16 protein-coding genes are annotated in these 19292 nt (G+C 72.6%); 4 read left to right on the forward strand and 12 right to left on the reverse strand.

The annotated features are described in order from the left end of the window. Positions 1–6 precede the first annotated feature (6 nt). The gene (locus tag ACZ60B_RS24965; protein ID WP_469390503.1) at positions 7–819 is read left to right on the forward strand and encodes a PaaX family transcriptional regulator; all 813 of its coding nucleotides are present in this window, start codon (positions 7–9) and stop codon (positions 817–819) included. Positions 820–841: 22 nt separating this feature from the next. On the opposite strand, the gene ACZ60B_RS24970 is transcribed toward ACZ60B_RS24965, so the two are convergent. Beyond that, the gene (locus tag ACZ60B_RS24970; protein WP_469390505.1) at positions 842–3136 is read right to left on the reverse strand and encodes a bifunctional salicylyl-CoA 5-hydroxylase/oxidoreductase; all 2295 of its coding nucleotides are present in this window, start codon (positions 3134–3136) and stop codon (positions 842–844) included. A gap of 152 nt (positions 3137–3288) precedes the next feature. Next, the gene (locus ACZ60B_RS24975) at positions 3289–4116 is read right to left on the reverse strand and encodes an enoyl-CoA hydratase family protein (protein WP_469390507.1); all 828 of its coding nucleotides are present in this window, start codon (positions 4114–4116) and stop codon (positions 3289–3291) included. A gap of 351 nt (positions 4117–4467) precedes the next feature. Here ACZ60B_RS24975 and ACZ60B_RS24980 point away from each other — a divergent pair, with 351 nt between their 5' ends. Then, positions 4468–4920, forward strand: a complete 453-nt coding sequence (locus ACZ60B_RS24980; RefSeq protein ID WP_469390509.1) for an ATP-binding protein — start codon at positions 4468–4470, stop codon at positions 4918–4920. On the opposite strand, the gene ACZ60B_RS24985 is transcribed toward ACZ60B_RS24980, so the two are convergent. From ACZ60B_RS24985 to ACZ60B_RS24995, 3 genes are all read right to left on the reverse strand, one after another. Further along, entirely contained in the window at positions 4889–6409 is a 1521-nt protein-coding gene (locus ACZ60B_RS24985; protein ID WP_469390511.1) for an amino acid permease, read from the reverse strand. The genes ACZ60B_RS24980 and ACZ60B_RS24985 overlap by 32 nt on opposite strands. Positions 6410–6591: 182 nt before the next feature. Beyond that, entirely contained in the window at positions 6592–7602 is a 1011-nt protein-coding gene (argF, locus tag ACZ60B_RS24990) for an ornithine carbamoyltransferase (RefSeq protein ID WP_469390513.1), read from the reverse strand. Between the two features lie 130 nt (positions 7603–7732). After that, entirely contained in the window at positions 7733–8956 is a 1224-nt protein-coding gene (locus ACZ60B_RS24995; protein WP_469390515.1) for an arginine deiminase, read from the reverse strand. 136 nt (positions 8957–9092) lie between these two features. Between ACZ60B_RS24995 and ACZ60B_RS25000 the strand changes: the two genes are divergently transcribed. Both ACZ60B_RS25000 and ACZ60B_RS25005 read left to right on the forward strand, forming a co-directional pair. Further along, positions 9093–10163 carry an SPFH domain-containing protein gene (locus tag ACZ60B_RS25000; protein ID WP_469390518.1) on the forward strand — a complete coding sequence of 357 codons (1071 nt, stop codon included), beginning with the start codon at positions 9093–9095 and terminating at the stop codon, positions 10161–10163. Further along, on the forward strand, positions 10160–11065 hold the full coding sequence (locus tag ACZ60B_RS25005) for an NAD(+)/NADH kinase (protein ID WP_469390520.1): 906 nt from the start codon (positions 10160–10162) through the stop codon (positions 11063–11065). The genes ACZ60B_RS25000 and ACZ60B_RS25005 overlap by 4 nt, the downstream gene beginning before the upstream one ends. Positions 11066–11175: 110 nt before the next feature. Here the strand turns inward: ACZ60B_RS25005 and ACZ60B_RS25010 are convergent, their stop codons facing one another. The 7 genes from ACZ60B_RS25010 to ACZ60B_RS25040 form a co-directional block, all read right to left on the reverse strand. Then, complete coding sequence (locus ACZ60B_RS25010) at positions 11176–13719, reverse strand: polynucleotide kinase-phosphatase (protein WP_469390522.1); 2544 nt, start codon at positions 13717–13719, stop codon at positions 11176–11178. Further along, on the reverse strand, positions 13716–15185 hold the full coding sequence (locus ACZ60B_RS25015) for a 3' terminal RNA ribose 2'-O-methyltransferase Hen1 (RefSeq protein WP_469390524.1): 1470 nt from the start codon (positions 15183–15185) through the stop codon (positions 13716–13718). The genes ACZ60B_RS25010 and ACZ60B_RS25015 overlap by 4 nt, the downstream gene beginning before the upstream one ends. A gap of 212 nt (positions 15186–15397) precedes the next feature. Continuing rightward, a complete protein-coding gene (locus ACZ60B_RS25020) occupies positions 15398–16321 on the reverse strand; it encodes an LLM class F420-dependent oxidoreductase (RefSeq protein WP_469390526.1) in 924 nt (307 codons plus the stop codon). Positions 16322–16384: 63 nt separating this feature from the next. Further along, positions 16385–16858, reverse strand: coding sequence for a DUF6099 family protein (locus tag ACZ60B_RS25025; RefSeq protein WP_469390576.1), 474 nt, complete (start codon positions 16856–16858; stop codon positions 16385–16387). Between the two features lie 199 nt (positions 16859–17057). After that, the gene (locus tag ACZ60B_RS25030) at positions 17058–17402 is read right to left on the reverse strand and encodes a nucleotide pyrophosphohydrolase (protein WP_469390528.1); all 345 of its coding nucleotides are present in this window, start codon (positions 17400–17402) and stop codon (positions 17058–17060) included. Further along, positions 17399–18685, reverse strand: a complete 1287-nt coding sequence (locus ACZ60B_RS25035; protein ID WP_469390530.1) for an AAA family ATPase — start codon at positions 18683–18685, stop codon at positions 17399–17401. Before ACZ60B_RS25035 ends, ACZ60B_RS25030 begins: the two co-directional genes overlap by 4 nt. A 74-nt stretch (positions 18686–18759) precedes the next feature. After that, positions 18760–19149: a cell division protein SepF gene (locus ACZ60B_RS25040; protein WP_469390532.1), complete on the reverse strand. Its 390-nt coding sequence runs from the start codon at positions 19147–19149 to the stop codon at positions 18760–18762. Positions 19150–19292 lie beyond the last annotated feature (143 nt).

Raw genomic sequence — 19292 nt, forward strand, 5'->3', positions numbered from 1 at the left:
CCTAAGATGATCAACGTGTCCGAGCAGCACGCCCCCCGGTCCCTCATCGTCACGCTCTACGGCGCGTACGGCCGCTTCATGCCTGGCCCGATGCCCGTCGCCGAGCTGATCAGACTGCTGGCCGCGGTCGGCGTGGACGCGCCCTCCGTGCGGTCGTCGGTGTCCCGGCTCAAGCGGCGCGGTCTGCTGCTGCCGGCCCGTACGGAGCAGGGAGCGGCCGGGTACGGGCTGTCCCCGGAGGCCCGGCAGATGCTGGAGGACGGCGACCGGCGGATCTACGCCACGGCCCCGCCGGCCGACGAGGGCTGGGTGCTGGCCGTGTTCTCCGTACCGGAGTCGGAGCGGCAGAAGCGGCACGTCCTGCGCTCCCGGCTGGCCGGTCTCGGCTTCGGCACCGCCGCGCCGGGCGTGTGGATCGCCCCGGCCCGCCTGCACGAGGAGGCCCGGCACACGCTCCAGCGGCTGCACCTCGATCCGTACGTCGACTTCTTCCGCGGAGAGCACCTGGGCTTCGCGCCCACCGTCGAGGCGGTCTCCCGCTGGTGGGACCTGGCGGCGATCGCCAAGGAGCACGAGGAGTACCTGGACCGGCACGCGCGCGTGCTGCACGACTGGGAGCACCGGGCAAAGGCCTCGCCCGAGGCGGCCTACCGCGACTACCTGCTCGCCCTGGACTCCTGGCGCCGGCTGCCCTACACCGACCCCGGACTGCCGGTCCGGCTGCTCCCCGCGGACTGGCCGGGCGAGCGCTCGGCGGCGGTGTTCCGCGAACTGCACGCACGGCTGCGGGACATCGGCGCGGAGTTCGTGGGCCTATGACGGGCCGAAGGCCGACGCGCCCTCAAGTACCCAGTGAGAGACGGGGCTTGGGAGCGTCCGTGCGTCCGGTCCGCGGGGGCCGGCTGCCCGCGCGGTAGGGGTCGGGCCAGGCGACGCCCGGACCCTCGTACCCCTGCTCGGCGGCGGCGTGCAACGTCCAGTGCGGATCGTAGAGATGGGGGCGGGCCAGCGCGACGAGGTCCGTACGCCCGGCCAGGATCAGGGAATTGACGTCGTCCCAGGAGGAGATGGCACCGACGGCGACGACCGGGATGCCGACCTCGTGCCGGATCCGGTCGGCGAACGGTGTCTGGTACGACCGCCCGAAGTCCGGCTCCTCCTCGGCCACCACCTGGCCGGTCGACACGTCGATCGCGTCGGCGCCGTGCGCGGCGAAGGCGCGGGCGATCTCGACCGCGTCCTCGGCCGTGGTGCCGCCGGCGGCCCAGTCGGTGGCCGAGATGCGTACGGTCATGGGCCGCTCCTCGGGCCACACCCCGCGTACGGCGTCGAAGACCTCCAGGGGGAACCGCAGCCGTTTCGCGAGCGATCCGCCGTAGGCGTCGGTGCGCCGGTTGGTCAGCGGGGAGAGGAATCCGGAGAGCAGATAGCCGTGGGCGCAGTGGAGTTCGAGCAGGTCGAAGCCGGCCCGGGCGGCCCGCCAGGTGGCGGCCGTGAACTGCTCGCGGATGTCGGTGAGTTGTGCGCGGGAGAGCTGGCGCGGGGTCTGGCTGTCCGGCCGGTACGGCAGCGGCGAGGCGGCCACGAGCGGCCAGTTGCCGTCGGGCAGCGGCTGGTCGATGCCCTCCCACATCAGCCGGGTGGAGCCCTTGCGGCCGCTGTGGCCGAGCTGCACTCCGATGGCGGCACCCGGCGAGCGCGCGTGCACGAAGTCGGTGATCCGCCGCCAGGCCTCGGTCTGCCGGCCGGTGTAGAGGCCGGTGCAGCCGGGGGTGATCCGGCCCGTCTCGCTCACGCACACCATCTCGGTCATCACCAGCCCCGCCCCGCCCAGCGCCCGGGCGCCGAGGTGGACCAGGTGGAAGTCGCCCGGCACGCCGTCGACCGCCGAGTACATGTCCATGGGGGACACGACGACCCGGTTGGGCAGGGTCAGACCGCGCAGCCGGAAGGGGGTGAACATCGGGGGTGTGCCGGGCGGGCAGCCGAACTCGCGCTCCACGGAGCCGGTGAAGTGGGCGTCGCGCAGCCGCAGGTTGTCGTGGGTGACCCGGCGGCTGCGGGTGAGCAGGTTGAAGGCGAACTGGCGGGGCCGCTGGCCGAGGTACAGCCCGACGTTCTCGAACCACTCCAGGCTGGCGCGGGCCGCGCGCTGGGTGGAGGCGACGACGGGCTTGCGTTCCTGCTCGTAGGCGGCGAGGGCTTCCGCCGTCGTGCCCCGCTCCGTCAGACAGGCCGCCAGGGCCAGCGCGTCCTCGACGGCCAGCTTGGTGCCGGAGCCGATGGAGAAGTGGGCGGTGTGGGCGGCGTCGCCGAGGAGGACGACATTGCCGTGCGACCAGCGCTCGTTGACCACCGTACGGAAGGTGGTCCACAGGGAGTTGCGGGAACGCAGCGGCCGGCCGCCGAGCGCGTCGGAGAAGGTCTTGGCGCAGCGGTCGACCGACTCGCCCTCGTCGAGTTCGTCGAATCCGGCCGCCCGCCACACCTCTTCGCGCATCTCCACGATGACCGTCGAGGCGTCGGCCGAGTAGGGGTAGCCGTGCAGCTGCATCACGCCGTGCTCGGTCTCGGCGACCTCGAAGCGGAAGGCGTCGAAGGCGAAGTCCGCGGCGAGCCAGATGTACCGGCAGCGGTGGCCGGTCAGGGTGGGCCGGAAGACGTCGGCGAAGGCCTCGCGGGTGGTGCTGTGCACGCCGTCGGCGGCGACCACGAGGTCGTACGTCCGCGCCAGCCGGGCCGGGTGGGGCGCCTCGGTGCGAAAGCGCAGTTCCACGCCGAGCGAGCGGCACCGCTCGTGCAGGATCTCCAGCAGCCGGCGCCGGCCCAGTGCGGCGAAGCCGTGGCCGCCCGAGCGGTGGCGCACGCCCCGGTGCACGATGTCGATGTCGTCCCAGCGGACGAACTCGGCCTTGAGCGCCTCGTGGACCACCGGGTCCGCGTGCTCGATGCCGCCGAGCGTCTCGTCGGACAGCACGACCCCGAAGCCGAAGGTGTCGTCGGGGGCGTTGCGCTCCCACACGGTGACCTCCCGGGCGGGGTCGAGGCGTTTGAGCAGGGCCGCCGCGTACAGGCCGCCGGGCCCGCCGCCGACGACGGCGACCTTCCGGACCGGCCCGGTCGTCCCGCGCCTCACCCCGTCCTGCGCCTCGACGGTCGCCCTTCCAGCGGCCCGGCCGGTCGCCCCGCCTGCCGTTTCGCCGGTCGCCCCGCCTGCCGTTTCGCCGGTCGCCCCGCCTGCCGTTTCGCCGGTCGCCCCGCCTGCCGTTTCGCGCGTCACCGCGGTCCTCACCTCCCGCGCCACTTGGGCGCGCGCTTCTCGGTGAAGGCCGCGTGGAACTCGGCGTAGTCCTCGCCGTTCATCAGCAGGGCCTGGGTCGAGGCGTCCAGCTCCACCGCCGCCGCCAGCGGCATGTCCAGCTCCGCGGTGAGCAGCGCCTTCGTCTGGGCGTGGGCGAGCGCTGGCCCGTCGGCCAGCCGACGGGCCAGCTCGTGGGAGGCCTCGGCCGTGCGGCCCTCCTCCGTCAGCTCGCTGATCAGGCCGATCCGCTCGGCCTCGGGCGCGCGCACCGGCTCGCCCAGCATCAGCAGCCGGGTCGCGTGTCCGAGGCCGACGATCCTGGGCAGCAGATAGGCCGCGCCCATGTCGCCGCCGGACAGGCCGACGCGGGTGAAGAGGAAGGCGAAGCGGGCGGAGGGGTCGGCGACCCGGAAGTCCGCGGCGAGCGCGAGCACCGCTCCCGCTCCGGCCGCCACCCCGTGCACCGCCGCGATCACCGGGAACGGACACTCCCGTACGGCCCGGACGACCTGCCCGGTCATCCGGTTGAAGTCGAGGAGCTGGGCGGTGTCCATCGCCAGGGTGGCGCCGATGATCTCGTCGACGTCGCCGCCGGAGCAGAAGCCGCGCCCCTCGCCGGCCAGCACCAGAGCCCGTACCGACCGCTCCCGGGACAGCTCCGCCAGCAGGTCGCGCAGGTCGGCGTAGGCGCCGAAGGTGAGTGCGTTGAGCTTGTCGGGGCGGGAGAGGGTGACGGTGGCGACGCCGTCGGCGTGCTCGACGCGCAGATGCCGCCAGTCCGGGGTACGGGCGGCGGAGCCGGTGAAGGGACTCATGGGGCGGCCTCCTCGGGCGGGAGCGCGGGCACTGCCTGTCCGGTCTCTACCTCACGAAGTTATCACCGATATCTGACCATCGTCACGAGTGCGCGATAGACCGATGTGGTGTCACCGTGTGACCGGATGACCGTTCATCCGTCACAACCGTCACAGGGGTCACGGGGAGTCAATAGCGCGGTAACAATCGGGGCAGTCGTGGGAGACCGGCCGTCGGCCCGGGTAAGCCGCTCGTTGTCGGGGCACGGGCCCCGGCCGACGCCCGCCGTACGTAGCTGTCGGAGGGCGCCGTACCATTCCTGAGGGTTGAAAGCAGGCCGGCCTGATGTCGATCACGGGGAGGCCTGCGCCATGAACGGACTCGCCTTGCACGAACGCCCTTCCGCCTCCGCCTCCTGGCGCATCGCGCTGCCGCACACCGCCGCGGCCGTGCCGGTGGCCCGCGCCCTGGTCCGTACGGCGCTGGCCGAGGCGCCGCACGGCGCGGACAGTGACACGGCGGAGCTGCTCACCGCCGAGCTGGTGGCGAACGCCGTCGAGCACACCGCGGGTTCCGCTCCGATAGAGCTGGTGGTGGAGCTGCGGCCGTCCGGCTGCCAGGTCGAGGTGCACGACCCGGACCCGGCGCCGCCGCGTGATCTCACCCGGCCCGGCGTCGCGGCGCCGGACCCGTGGCAGGAGCACGGGCGCGGCCTGCTGCTGATCCGCGCCCTGAGCTCGTCCTGCGGTCACCGCCCCACCGACTCCGGCAAGGCGGTCTGGTTCCGGCTGGCTACCGTGCCGTCTCAACGACGTCCGCGGTGAGCTCGGCCGTCAGGGTGCCGGTCGCCATGGCCTCGGCGACCTCCGCGGCCGCCGTGGCCGAGGGGGCCGAGGCAGCCGTCCCGGTCGTGGCCAGCCTGGAGTTCCGGCGGCCGTAGGCGGCGTACGCGGCGAGTCCGACCGCGAGGAACACGGCGAACTGGAGCCAGGTCGTCCAGCCCGTCTCGTACATCAGGTAGAGGCAGAAGCCGATGCCGAGCAGCGGCGCGACGGGGTAGAGCGGGACCCGGAAGGTGCGGTCGAGGCCCGGCTCGCGACGGCGCAGCGCGAGGACGGCGAGGTTGACCACGGCCATGACGGCGAGGGTGCCGATGGTGCAGAGGTTGACCACGGCGTCCAGCGAGGCGAAGGCCGCCGGGATCGCGAACACGATCGCGATGATCAGGGTGCCGGCCACGGGGGTCGAGGTCCGGGGCGACACCTTCTCGAAGACGCGCGGGACGAGCCCGTCCCGGGACATCGACATCAGGATGCGGCTCTGGCCGTACATCACCGCGAGCACCACCGAGGCGATGGCGACGACCGCGCCGAAGGCGACGACGGCGCCGCCGATCGTGGAGCCGGTGACCTGGTTGACGACGTACGACAGCGCGGCGGGCCGGCCGCCGACCTCGTCGGCGCCGATCGCGCCGATCGCGGCCAGGGCGACCGCGCAGTACAGCAGGGTCACCACGCCCATGCAGACGAGGATCGCCACCGGGATGTCCCGGCGGGGGTTCTTCGCCTCCTCGCCGGCCGTGGTGATCGCGTCGAAGCCGATGTAGGAGAAGAAGGCGGCCGTGGTGCCCGCGCCGATGCCGCCGAGGCCGGCCGGCGAGAACGGGGTGAGGTTGCCGTCCTTGAAGGCGCTGTAGCCGATGGCGCAGAACGCGAGCAGGATGGTCAGCTTGACCGCGGCCATGGCGGCGGTGGCACGGGCGCTCTCGCGCACCCCGCGCACCAGCAGCACACAGGCCATCGCGATGACGATCACGGCGGGCAGGTTGACGGCACCGCCCTCGCCGGGCCCCGCGGACAGCGCGGCGGGCAACTGGTGGCCGAACAGGCTGTCGAGCAGTTCGTTGACGTACTGGCTCCAGCCGACCGCGACGGCCGAGATGGAGATGCCGTACTCCAGCAGCAGGCACCAGCCGACCAGGAAGGCGGTGGTCTCGCCGAGTCCGGCGTAGGCGAAGGAGTACGACGATCCGGAGACCGGGATCGCGCCGCCCAGCTCGGCGAACGAGAGCGCGGTGAACACGCAGGTGATCGCGGCGAGGACGAAGGAGACGACGACGGCCGGTCCGGCCTGCGCCACCGAGTCGGAGAGCCCGACGAAGATGCCGGTGCCGACGATCGCGCCGACACCGAAACAGATGAGCTGGGAGAGGCCCATGGTGCGCTTGAGGCCGTGACCCGCGCGGTCGGCGCCGGATTCGGCGACGAGGAGGGCGGGGGACTTGATGCGAAGCTTGGTCGCGGGAGCGGGCATGCGGGTGGTGCTCGTTTCTGGTGGTGCGGGTGCGACCGCGGGGGTGTCCCCCGCCGGGCCGGGCCGGGCATCGGGGGGAGGTCGCGCGACGGCCACGGAAAGGGTGGTTCCGGGCCGCCGGTCAGAATAGGGGCAGATGAGCCGGGGTGCGATGACGGGCGCCACAGGCCCTGGGACAGGTCCTAGCGGGCGAGGGTCGCGACCAGGATCGCCTTGATGGTGTGCAGCCGGTTCTCGGCCTCGTCAAAGACGACCGAGTGCTCCGACTCGAAGACCTCGTCGCTCACCTCCAGGTACTCCAGGCCGTGCCGCTCGTGGATGTCGCGCCCGACCTGGGTGCCCAGGTCGTGGAACGCGGGCAGACAGTGCAGGAACTTCACGTCCGGATTGCCGGTGGCGCGCAGCACGTCCATCGTCACGGCGTACGGGGCGAGGGCCTCGATCCGCTCGTCCCAGACCTCCTTGGGCTCGCCCATGGAGACCCAGACGTCGGTGGCGACGAAGTCGGCGCCCGCGACACCCTCCGGGAGGTCCTCGGTGAGGGTGACCCGGGCCCCGCTGGTCCCGGCCAGCTCGCGGGCCCGGTCGACGATCTCCTGGGCGGGCCAGTACGCCTTCGGCGCGACGATCCGTACGTCCATGCCGAGCAGGGCGCCGGTGATCAGGTAGGAGTTGCCCATGTTGAAGCGGGCGTCGCCGAGGTAGGCGAAGGCGATCTCCGTCAGGGGCTTGCTGCTGTGCTCGGTCATCGTCAGCACGTCCGCGAGCATCTGGGTGGGGTGCCAGTCGTCGGTGAGGCCGTTGTAGACGGGCACCCCGGCGTACTGCGCCAGTTCCTCGACCCCGGCCTGGCTGTCCCCGCGGTACTGGATCGCGTCGAACATGCGGCCGAGGACGCGCGCGGTGTCCCGTACCGACTCCTTGTGGCCCATCTGCGAGCCGGACGGGTCGAGGTAGGTCGTCGAGGCGCCCTGGTCGGCGGCGGCGACCTCGAACGCGCAGCGCGTGCGCGTCGAGGTCTTCGCGAAGATCAGCGCGATGTTCCGGCCCCGCAGGTACCGCGTCTCGGTCCCGGCCTTCTTGGCGGCCTTCAGCTCGGCGGACAGCTCGATCAGACCGCGGAACTCGTCGTCGGTGAGGTCCAGCTCCTTGAGGAAGTGGCGGCCGGCGAGGGCGGTCGGGACTGTCGCCATGGGGGCGCTCCAACGGGTGCGGGTGCAGGGGCAGGAACGGATGGAATTCTATACGACATTCAGCATTTCTATACACACCCTGCCTCGCACCCACTCCCGCCCCCCTGCACGCCTCCTTTCCCACTCCCCTCTATACGGCGTCCCGCTCCACCGGGCAGCTCATGCAGCGCGGACCGCCCCTCCCCCGTCCCAGCTCGCTGCCCGGGATCTCGATCACCTCGATGCCCTGTTTGCGCAGATGGGTGTTGGTGGTGGCGTTGCGCTCGTAGGCGACGACGACACCCGGCTCGACGGCGAGGACGTTGCAGCCGTCGTCCCACTGCTCCCGCTCGGCGGCGTGCACGTCCTGGGTGGCGGTGAGCACCCGGATCTCGCTCAGCCCGAGGGCGGCGGCGATCGCGCGGTGCATGTGCTCGGGCGGATGGTCGGTCACCTTCACCTCCTTCTCGCCGGAGCCCGGCTCGATGGTGTACGAGCGGAGCATGCCGAGTCCGGCGTACTGGGTGAAGGTGTCGCCGTCGACCATCGTCATCACGGTGTCGAGGTGCATGAAGGCGCGCCGCTTCGGCAGGTCGAGGGCCACGATCGTCCGGGCGGAGCCGGCGGCGAACAGCTTGTGCGCGAGCATCTCCACGGCCTGGGGCGTGGTGCGCTCGCTCATGCCGATGAGCACGGCGCCGTTGCCGATCACCAGGACGTCACCGCCCTCGATGGTGGAGGGGTAGTCGGCCTGCCCCTCGGACCAGAGATGGAACCGCTCGTCACGGAAGAGCGGATGGTGCCGGTAGATCGCCTCGAAGTGGACGGTCTCGCGCTGCCGGGCCGGCCAGCGCATGGCGTTGATGGAGACGCCGTCGTAGATCCAGGCGGAGGTGTCCCGGGTGAACAGGTGGTTGGGCAGCGGGCCGAGCAGGAAGTCGTCCAACTCCATGGCGTGGAAGCGCACGGAGGCCGGCTCCTGGTGCGCCTGGAGGAACTCCCGTTTGGTCGCCCCGCCGACGAGGGCTTCGGCGAGCTCGCGGGCGGGCAGGGTCGCGTAGGCGGCGCGCAGGTGGTCGGTGGCGAGCGGGCCGTACTCCTTCTCGTCGAAGACGCGGTCGAGGACCAGCTCCCGAGCCTCCGGGATCGCCAGGGTCTCGGTGAGCAGGTCGCCGAAGAGGTGGACGACGACGCCGCGGTCGCGCAGCACGTCCGCGAACCCGTCGTGCTCGGCGCGCGCCCGGCGCACCCACAGCACGTCGTCGAAGAGGAGGGCGTCCTTGTTGCTGGGGGTGAGCCTCTTGAGCTCTAGGTCCGGCCGGTGCAGGATCACGCGGCGCAGCCGTCCGGTCTCGGAGTCGACATGGAATCCCATGCCTCCATCCTGACCACCGGGGGCCGTCCTGACCCTCCCCTCCCCCAATTCCCCGCCCCTTCTTCTCGTCCTCTTGACGATAAACGCGCCCCTCCATTATCGTCTTGCTGACGAGAAAAAGGGGAGGGGATCGCACATGGCCGACATCACCCGGCGCCTGGGCTGGCGCCATCTGCGCGGCGCGCCGACGGCGCACATCCGGTACCACCGCTCGGGCAGGCCCGTGCACGACGGCACGGGACTCAGCTTCTGGTTCCGCCCGCTGACGGCCGCGATATCCGAGATCCCGGTCGACGACCGGGAACTGGCCATGACGTTCCACGCCCGCACCTCCGACTTCCAGGACGTCGCGGTCCAGGCGACCGTCACCTACCGGATCGGCGACCCGGCCGTCGCGGCCGCCCGCCTGGACTTCTCGATCGACCCGGACACCGGCGGGTGGCGGGGCGCCCCGCTGGAGCAGCTCGGCACCCTGCTCACCGAGACGGCCCAGCAGCACGCGCTGGACGTACTGGCCCGCACGCCGCTGTCGTCGGCGCTGGTGGACGGGGTGGCGGCGGTGCGCGAGCGGATCGCGGCGGGGCTGGGCGCCGAGCCGCGGCTGCCCGCCACCGGCATCGAGGTGGTGGCCGTCCGGGTGATGGCCCTGCGCCCGGAGCCGGAGGTGGAGCGGGCGCTGCGCACCCCGGCCCGTGAGCAGATCCAGCAGGAGGCCGACCGGGCGACCTACGAACGGCGGGCCGTGGCCGTCGAACGCGAGCGGGCCATCGCCGAGAACGAGCTGGCCAGCCAGATCGAACTCGCCCGGCGCGAGGAGCAGTTGGTCGACCAGCGCGGTACGAACGCGCGACGCGAGGCGGAGGAGCACGCGGCCGCCGACGCGGTACGGGCCGGCGCGGAGGCCGCCCGTGCGGTACGGCTGGCGGAGGCCGAGGCGGCCCGCACGGTCAAGCTCGCCGAGGCCGAGGCGACCCGTGCGGTACGACTGGCCCGCGCCGAGGCCGAGGGCGCGCGCGAGGTCGGCGAGGCACGGGCGCAGGCCCAGGCGGCCTGGCTGCGGGTGCACGCCGAGGTGGACGTGGCCACACTGCACGCGCTCACCGGGACGCGGCTGGCCGAGAACCTGCCGCGCATCGACAGCGTGACGGTGTCGCCGGACGTGCTGACGGGCCTGCTGGCCCGGCTCGGTTCGCAGGACCGGGAGTGAGCCTCGCCCCGCGTGCCGTGATCGTCCACCGCACCACGGAGTACGAGGAGTTGGTGGCCCGGCACGGCACGCACGGCCAGGCCGCCTTCTTCCTCGCCTCCCGCGGCCGTGATATCGAGGAGGTCGCCGAACGGCACCGCCGGACCCGGCAGGCCCTGGCCGAGGTCGCCGCGGCCGTACCCCTGACCTGGCGTCAGGCCCGGGTGGAGCGAGCCGACTTGGACCGCTTCCTGTTCGCCGCCGAGGACGTCGTCGTGGTGGTCGGACAGGACGGGCTGGTGGCGAACGTCGCCAAGTACCTCGCCGGACAGCCCGTGGTGGGCGTCGACACCGACCCCGGACGCAATCCGGGCGTGCTCGTACGGCACCGCGCGCGGGACACCGCCGCGCTGCTGCCTGCCGCGATCGCCCGGGGCGCCGGCTCCGGCGCCGAGGAACTCACCATGGTCGAGGCCGTCGCGGACGACACCCAGCGGCTGGTGGCCCTCAACGAGATCTACCTGGGTGCGCCCGGTCACCAGACCGCCCGCTACCGCCTGGGTCTCGACGGCGACAGGGGTGCCGTCGAGGCCCAGGCCTCCTCCGGTGTGCTGGTGGGGACCGGGACGGGGGCGACCGGCTGGCTGCGGTCGGTGTGGCAGGAGCGCGGCGCGGACCTGCGGCTGCCCGGTCGTACGGAGGAACGCCTGCTGTGGTTCGTCCGCGAGGCCTGGCCCTCGCCCGCCACCGGCACCTCGCTGGTCGCGGGCGAACTCACGGCCGACGGCCGACTGCGGATCACCGTCGAGTCGGAACGCCTGATCGCCTTCGGCGACGGAATGGAGACGGACTCGCTGGAACTGACCTGGGGACAGTCGGTGCGGGTGGGGGTGTGCGGGGAGCGGTTGCGGTTGGTGGGGTGAGAGCCACCGGCCCGGCACCCGCCCGGCGGGTGGGGCTCACCCGCCGGGCGTCGGGTGCTCCCCGCCCGCCACTGCCGCGCGTCCGCGGTCCACCACCGCGGCGCCACGGCTCACAGCCGTGGGTCCACCGGCTCCGACTCCAGGGCCAGCACTCCGAACACCGCCTCGTGCACCCGCCACAGCGGCTCGCCCTCCGCCAGTCGGTCCAGGGCCTCCAGACCGAGCGCGTACTCGCGGATCGCGAGGGAGCGCTTGTGGTTCAGGAACCGTCCGCGCAGTCGGGCCAGGTTGTCGGGGCGGGTGTACTCCGGACCGTAGATGATCCGCAGGTACTCGCGTCCCCGGCACTTGATGCCGGGCTGCGCCAGGCGCCCCTCCCCGGTGCGCACCACCGCGCCGAGCGGCTTGACGACCATGCCCTCGCCGCCGCGGCCCGTCATCTCCAGCCACCAGTCGACACCGGCCTGCACCGACTCCGGGTCCCCGGTGTCGACGTACAGGCGCCGGGTGGTGTGCAGCAGTCCGGTGCCGTCGTGCTCGACGAGCCGGTCGAGCAGGGCGAGCTGTTCGTCGTGCGGGAGCGCGGCGAGGCTGCGGCCCTGGACGGCCAGGAGCTGGAACGGCGCCAGCCGGACGCCGTCGAGGCCGTCCGTGGTCCAGCAGTAGCGGCGGTAGGCGTCGGTGAACGCGGCGGCGTCCGCGGCCCGTTCGCGCTGGCGGGCCAGCAGGTCGGTGACGTCGACGCCCCGGGCGGCCGCGCCCTCCAGCGCGGCCAGCGCGCCCGGGAACACCGCCCCGGAGGCGGCGCCCACCGTCGCGTACTGGCTGCGCAGCAGCCCCTGCGCCTTCAGCGACCACGGCATCAGCTCGGCGTCGAGCAGCAGCCAGTCCGTGTCGAACTCCGCCCACAGCCCGGCCGCGTCGATCGCCGACCGCAGCCGGCCGAGGACCGCCTCGGTGACCGAGGGGTCGTCGAAGAACGGGCGGCCGGTACGGGTGTACAGGGAGCCGGTCGGACCCGCCCCGACACCGAAGCGCTTCTGTGCCGCCCCCGCGTCCCGGCAGACCAGGGCCACCGCCCGCGAGCCCATGTGCTTCTCCTCGCACACGACCCGCTCGACGCCGTCCTCGCGGTACTGCGTGAACGCCTCGACGGGGTGCTCCAGATAGCCCTCGACGTGCGAGGTGGCCGTCGGCGCCATGGTCGGCGGGAGGTACGGCAGCAGCCGCGGGTCCACCGCGAAGCGGCTCATGACCTCCAGGGCGGCGGCCGCGTTCTCCTCACGGACCGCCACCCGGCCCGCGTACCGGGTCTCGACCGCGCGCCGGCCGTGCACGTCCGCCAGGTCCAGCGGGCGTCCGTCGTGACCGCCCGGCGCCTCGCTGCGCAGCGGCTTCGTCGGCTCGTACCAGACCTGTTCGGCCGGTACGTCGACCAGCTCGCGCTCCGGCCAGCGCAGCGCGGTGAGCTTGCCGCCGAAGACGGCGCCGGTGTCCAGGCAGATGGTGTTGTTCAGCCAGGTGGCCGTCGGGACGGGGGTGTGGCCGTAGACCACGGCCGCCCGGCCCCGGTAGTCCTCTGCCCACGGGTAGCGCACCGGCAGGCCGAACTCGTCGGTCTCGCCGGTGGTGTCGCCGTACAGCGCGTGCGAGCGGACCCGGCCGGAGGTGCGGCCGTGGTACTTCTCCGGCAGACCGGCGTGGCAGACGACCAGCCGGCCGCCGTCGAGGACGTAGTGGCTGACGAGTCCGTCGATGAACTCCCGTACCTGCTGCTTGAACTCCTCGCTCTCGCCCGCCATCTGGTCGATCGTCTCGGCCAGGCCGTGGGTGTGCTGGACGTTGCGGCCCTTGAGGTGACGCCCGTACTTGTTCTCGTGGTTGCCGGGCACGCACAGGGCGTTGCCGGAGCCGACCATGGACATCACCCGGCGCAGCACACCGGGGCTGTCCGGGCCGCGGTCGACGAGGTCGCCGACGAACACCGCCGTACGGCCGTCCGGGTGCACGCCGTCGACATAGCCCAGCCGGGTGAGCAGGGACTCCAGTTCGGCCGAGCAGCCGTGGATGTCTCCGACGATGTCGAAGGGGCCGGTGAGGTGGGTGAGGTCGTTGAACCGCTTCTCGGTGACGACGGTGGCGTGGTCGATCTCCTCCACCCCGCGCAGCACATGCACCTTGCGGAAGCCCTCGCGCTCCAACTGCCGCAGCGAGCGGCGCAGTTCGCGGATGTGGCGCTGGATCACCCGGCGCGGCATGTCCGCCCGGTCGGTGCGGGCCGCGTTGCGCTCGGCGCACACCTCCTCCGGGACGTCCAGCACGATGGCGATGGGCAGCACGTCGTGCTTCCTGGCGAGGTCGATCAGCTGGCGCCGGGAGTCCTGCTGCACGCTGGTGGCGTCGACGACCGTGCGCCGGCCCGCCGCGAGCCGCTTGCCCGCGATGTAGTTCAGGACGTCGAAGGCGTCCCGGCTGGCGCTCTGGTCGTTCTCGTCGTCGCTGACCAGGCCGCGGCAGAAGTCGGAGGAGATGACCTCGGTGGGCTTGAAGTGGCGTCGGGCGAAGGTGGACTTGCCCGAGCCGGACGCGCCGACCAGGACGACGAGGGAGAGGTCGGTGACGGGCAGGGTGCGCCCCTGTCGGTTCTCGGTCATGCCGCCTTCGCCTCCTTCTCGTCGGTGTCCCGCATCCGGAACACGGCCATCTGCGTGGGCGGCCCCACTTCGGGGTCGTCCGGTCCGACCGGCTTGAACTCCACCTGGTAGCCGTGCCGTTCGGCCACGGCGTGCGCCCAGGTCCGGAACTCCTCCCGCGTCCACTCGAAGCGGTGGTCGCCGTGCCGGACGTGTCCGGCCGGGAGGGTCTCCCAGCGGACGTTGTACTCGACGTTCGGGGTGGTCACGAGGACCGTGCGCGGACGCGCCGCGCCGAACACCGCGTACTCCAGGGCGGGCAGCCGGGGCAGGTCGAGGTGCTCGATCACCTCGCTCAGCACGGCGGCGTCGTAACCCTTGAGCCGGTGGTCGGTGTAGGCGAGCGAGCCCTGGAAGAGCTGGACGCGCGCGGCCTGGCGCTCCCCCATCCGGTCCAGCTTCAGCCGCCGGGCGGCGATGGTCAGCGCCCGCACCGAGACGTCCACGCCCACGATCTCCGTGAACCGCGGGTCCTTCAGCAGCGCCTGCACCAACTGGCCCTGCCCGCAGCCGAGGTCGAGGACCCGGGCCGCACCGGACTCGGTCAGCGCGGTGACGATCGCGTCGCGGCGCTGCACGGCCAGCGGGGTCGGTTTCTCCTCCGTCTCGGCCTCGGCCGCCACGGCGTTGTCGATCTCCTCGACCGCGCTGTCGTCGGCCTCCGCGAGCCGCACCAGTTCCAGCCGCTCCATCGCCTCCCGGGTCAGCGACCAGCGGCGCGACAGATACCGGCTGGTGATCAGCTTCTGCTCGGGGTGGTCGGGCAGCCAGCCCTCTCCGGCCCTCAGCAGCTTGTCGACCTCGTCGGGGGCGACCCAGTAGTGCTTGGCGTCGTCGAGGACGGGCAGCAGGACGTAGAGGTGGCGCAGGGCCTCGGCGAGGGTCAGCGTCTGCGACGCGAGGACCAGGTGCACGTACCGCGAGTCGCCCCACTCCGGGAACTCGCTGTCCAGGGCGACCGGCTCCGCGGTCACCGTCCAGCCGAGCGGCTCGAAGAGGCGTCCGACCAGGCCGGGGCCGCCGCGGGCGGGCAGCGCGGGCACCTCGATGCGCAGCGGCAGGGGCTGCCCGGCCCGCTCGGGGCGGGCGGTGCACACACCGCGCATCGCGCTGGAGAACACCGCGCTCAGCGCGACCGCGAGCAGCGAGGAGGCCGCGTACGGGCGGTCGTTGACGTACTGCGCGAGCGCCGCGTCGGGTGCGCCGCCCCGTCCCTTGCCCTTGCCGCGCCGCACCAGCGCCACCGTATCTACCTCCAGCAGCAGCGCGGCCGTGCAGCGCTCGTCGTCCGCCTCGGGGTAGAGGACGTGCGCGGTGCCGTAGGAGGTCGAGAACGCCTGCGATTTCCCGGGATGCTTGTGCAGCAGGAACCCTAGGTCGGTCGCGGGGCGCTCCTCGGTGCCGGTGGTGCTGATCGTCAGGAACATATGGTCGATTCTCCCGGGCGAAACGGCTCGTGACCACCGGTTTTCCCGGGTTCGGGCGCCGAGGGGCGCGAGACGATCCGCGGCGGCGAGTGCGTGGCGACCGGCGGCGGAGCCCACCGGGCCCGATCCGTCGGGCCGCGGAGCCCACCGGACCCGGGCCGTCGGGGTCCGGCCGCCCACGAGCCGTTCCCCCGCCGACCGCGCCCGCCCCGCTACGACAGCTGCGACTGCACCTGGGACGAGATCAGCTCCAGGTGGTCCAGGTCGTCGAGGTCCAGCATCTGGAGGTACATCCGCCGGGAGCCGATCTCCGCGTAGCGGCCGATCCGGTCGACGACCTCGGCCGGCGAGCCCGCCAGACCGTTGGCCTTGAGCTCGTCGACCTCGCGGCCCATCGCGGCGGCGCGCCGGGCGACCTCCCGGTCGTCCCTGCCTACGCAGACCACGAGGGCGTTGGAGCAGACGAGGTCGTCGGCCGCGCGGCCGGCCTCCACCGCGGCGGCCCGCACCCGGCCGAACTGCCGCTCGCTGTCCTCGACCGAGCCGAACGGCATGTTGAACTCGTCCGCGTACTGACCGGCCAGCCGCGGCGTCCGGGTCGCACCGTGACCGCCGATCAGCACCGGGATCCTCCGCTGCGCGGGCTTGGGCAGCGCGGGCGAGTCGGTGAGGTCGTAGTACTTGCCGTGGAAGTCGTAGGACTTGCCGGGCTCCGTCGCCCACAGCCCCGTGACGATCTCCAGCTGCTCCTCCAGGCGGCCGAACTTCTCCTTCGGGAACGGAATCCCGTACGCCGCGTGCTCCTCCTCGAACCAGCCCGCGCCGAGGCCCAGTTCGACGCGGCCGCCGGACATCTGGTCGACCTGCGCGACCTGGATGGCGAGCACTCCGGGCAGCCGGAAGGTGGCGGCGGTCATCAGCGTGCCGAGCCGGATGCGCTTGGTCTCGCGGGCCAGGCCCGCGAGGGTGATCCAGGCGTCCGTGGGGCCGGGAAGGCCGTCGACGGAGCCCATCTTGAGGTAGTGGTCCGACCGGAAGAAGGCGTCGAAGCCCAGGTCCTCGGTCGCCTTCGCCACGGTGAGCAAGGTGTCGTAGGTCGCCCCCTGCTGGGGCTCGGTGAAGATGCGAAGATCCATACCTCCATCCTGCACTCCACAGGTCCCACCGGCCCCATCAGACCCTCCGCCGGCTCGGCGACGTCATCGCTCCGGCAGCACCTGGTCCCGGACCTGGTCCCGGTCCGCCAGCTTCCGCAGCATCTCCCGGACCCGGTCCCGGGATTCGTCCGCCGCGTCGATCGCCTCCATGCACTGCCAGTACGTGCCCTCGTCGTCCGCGCCGCTCGCGATGCCGACCAGGGCGATACCGACCTCACCCAGCAGAACGCCGAGGGTGAGCAGTGCCTGCCGGGCGTCGTCCAGTCCGGTCAGCTGAGCGGCGCGCAACTCCCCGGGATCGAGCTCCGGCGCCTCCAGCACGCCGCAGCCCCTTCCCGCCAGCTCGGTCAATCCCAGTGCCTCACCGCGCAGTTCGGGCGGGCCCGAGACCGCCAGCCGGCTGCCGATCGCCTGCGCCAGGGCCTGCGCCTGCCACACCTCCGTCAAGATCTCCGGTACCCCGCTGCTCCCGGCGAGAGCACGTCTGCTCGTCAGGATGAGCCGCACCGCCTCCATGGCCTTCCCCCGTCCGCCGGGACGTGTTGTCAGCACGTCCGCCCGAACTTCGTTGTCCACTACCCAGAGTGAAGTGTTGTGGGACGAAAAGCCAGAGGAAGACGGAAATCTGTGGACAACAAATCGATTTCGAGCAGGCGAACAACTCCGGAGAGTGAAAGCGGACCGCGCGGCTCCCGCATGCCCGCGTACGACGCGGTCACCGCTCCCCCGGCGCCGGGAACCGCTCCTCGTTCCGGTCGATCTTCGCGTCCAGTGCCGCCAGCGCGTCGATCCCGAGCACTTCGCACAGTTGCAGCAGATAGGCGAGCACGTCGGCGACCTCGTCCGTGACCCGGTGCGCGGTGTCCGGGTCGTCCATGACGCGCGCCGACTCCTCCGGCGTGAGCCACTGGAAGATCTCCATCAGTTCGGAGGCCTCCACGCTGAGCGCGGCGACCAGGTTCTTCGGGGTGTGGTACGGCTGCCAGTCGCGCGCCGCCGCGAACTCGGCCAGTCGGCGCTGCAGTGCGGCCACGTCCAGGGGCTGGGGCTCTTTCGTCACGGGTCCAGATGTACCACCGTCACTCCCGTCGTCCCGACGGCCCACGAGGCGTCGCCCACCGTCCCGACACAGCGCAGATGCCCGCTCCCGCCCATGCGCGCCGCCAGCCGCAGCAGTTCGGCGCGCTGGCGTCCGTCCAGGGCCCGGTCGAAGCCGTCGGCGAGCACGGTGAGCGTCTGGAACGCGGCGGGCACCTCGCGGGCCGGGTCGACCTCGAGCACGCCGGGGCCGGTCAGCAGCACCAGGGCGAGGGCGACGTAACGCAGTTCGCCGTCACCGAGCCGGCCGAGCGGACTGCGGATGCCGTCGCCTCGGTCCAGCAGCGCGTGGACCGTGGCGCCGGGCAGCGGTTCGGCGACGACCCCGGCGACGGGTCCCGCGCACCCGGCCCGGACCGCCGCGACGAACTGCCCGTGCCGCCGCCCGCATTCGGCCTGGGTGCGCCACAGGACGTCGGCGAGGTTGGCGCAGTCGCCGAGCAGTCGGCCGGAACCGGCCGGTACGGGGGCACGCATCCGCTCCGGCCGGGGGTCGCAGGGGAAGACGGAACGCAGCGCGACCACCATCTGCTCGGCGGCGGCGAGCACTTGACGCTGCCCGTCCGTCTTGCCGGCCACCCGCAGCGGCAGCAGCGCGGTACCGAGCAGGTCGTCCGGGAGCGGAGCCCGGGTCACCGGCGCGGACCCGGCCGTGTGCCACGCGGCCTGCACGGTGCGCCGTCCGGGGTCGCGCAGGGCGGTCTCCAGCAGGACCAGCCCGCCGGCCGTCAACCGCTCCCCGACGATGCGCAGTTCGGGCTCGGCCTGGACGGCCAGGTCGAGCCGGACCGGCCCCTGCGGCCCGTCCGCCGTACAACCGATGCGAAAGCCGCGGCGCCGCTGGGCGTCCGGCCGGGCCCGTTCGGGTACGCAGGCGGCCGGGTCGGCGAACACCTCGCCGAGCTCGGCGCCGCCGCCGAGCCGGGCGAGCGCCTCGTAGGCCCGTAACGCGGTCGACTTGCCGCTGCCGCTGGGCCCGGCCAGGAGCGTGAACGGCCCGAGCGGGAAGCCCGCGCGCCGATGGCCCGCGAAGGCGGCCAGCCGCAGTTCGGTGAGGTGCGGCCGGTCCACCGGCCCCTGAACGGCGTGGGCCGCGGTCGGATCGGCGGATGAAGAATGAACAGCGGTCGCGGAGGACGGGGAGGGAACAGGCGACGTGAAGGGAGCGGAACGCGTGAAGGGAACGGAGGAAGCGGAGGGGACGGAAGGTCCCGGAGGCACGGACGGCAGGGAACGCGGAGCCATATCCGGACGGTAGGACTCCGCAGTCGGCGGAACCGTTCCGCCCGAAACGTCTTCCCACGATCGGGGGACGGCCCTCAGTTCTCGGAGACGCCCGCGCCCTCCATGAGCCCGCTCACCTCGGTCCCGGGCGGGGTCAGCAGGAACACGTTGCGGTCGACCCGGTGCATCCCGCTCGCCAGACCGAAGACGACACCCGTGCTGAAGTCCAGCACCCGCTTGGCGACCTCGGTCTCCGCTCCGGTCAGGTCGAGCAGCACCGGGATGCCCGACATCAGCGTCTCGGCGACCTCGCGGGCGTCGGCGAAGACATTGATCCTGAGGACGACGAACCGGCGCCGGGTCTCCGTCTCCGCGTCGGGCAGCGCCCGATGGCCCACGGCGGACGGCCAGGCGTCCCGGCCTCGCAGCGGAACGACCTGGGCGAGACCCTCCCACTGTTCATCGGTGGCGTCGTAACGACTCACCGGATCCCCCCGATCTCACTCGTAGTCATTGCCTGCACCAGCCATTCTTACTCCAAGTCACCCGTTCGGCCCAACTACGACACGGTGCGCGACCGGCCGATTCCGGCCCGCCAGGGCCTCTTACCGCCCTCACACCGGTCTCT

Source organism: Streptomyces sp. NPDC104096 (assembly GCF_055584385.1).

Coding starts and splice junctions, on each gene's coding strand:
- ACZ60B_RS24965 (WP_469390503.1), top strand. CDS start 7: ATGATCAACGTGTCCGAGCAGCACGCCCCCCGGTCCCTCATCGTCACG.
- ACZ60B_RS24975 (WP_469390507.1), bottom strand. CDS start 4,116: ATGAGTCCCTTCACCGGCTCCGCCGCCCGTACCCCGGACTGGCGGCAT.
- ACZ60B_RS24980 (WP_469390509.1), top strand. CDS start 4,468: ATGAACGGACTCGCCTTGCACGAACGCCCTTCCGCCTCCGCCTCCTGG.
- ACZ60B_RS24985 (WP_469390511.1), bottom strand. CDS start 6,409: ATGCCCGCTCCCGCGACCAAGCTTCGCATCAAGTCCCCCGCCCTCCTC.
- argF (WP_469390513.1), bottom strand. CDS start 7,602: ATGGCGACAGTCCCGACCGCCCTCGCCGGCCGCCACTTCCTCAAGGAG.
- ACZ60B_RS24995 (WP_469390515.1), bottom strand. CDS start 8,956: ATGGGATTCCATGTCGACTCCGAGACCGGACGGCTGCGCCGCGTGATC.
- ACZ60B_RS25000 (WP_469390518.1), top strand. CDS start 9,093: ATGGCCGACATCACCCGGCGCCTGGGCTGGCGCCATCTGCGCGGCGCG.
- ACZ60B_RS25010 (WP_469390522.1), bottom strand. CDS start 13,719: ATGACCGAGAACCGACAGGGGCGCACCCTGCCCGTCACCGACCTCTCC.
- ACZ60B_RS25015 (WP_469390524.1), bottom strand. CDS start 15,185: ATGTTCCTGACGATCAGCACCACCGGCACCGAGGAGCGCCCCGCGACC.
- ACZ60B_RS25020 (WP_469390526.1), bottom strand. CDS start 16,321: ATGGATCTTCGCATCTTCACCGAGCCCCAGCAGGGGGCGACCTACGAC.
- ACZ60B_RS25025 (WP_469390576.1), bottom strand. CDS start 16,858: ATGGAGGCGGTGCGGCTCATCCTGACGAGCAGACGTGCTCTCGCCGGG.
- ACZ60B_RS25035 (WP_469390530.1), bottom strand. CDS start 18,685: ATGGCTCCGCGTTCCCTGCCGTCCGTGCCTCCGGGACCTTCCGTCCCC.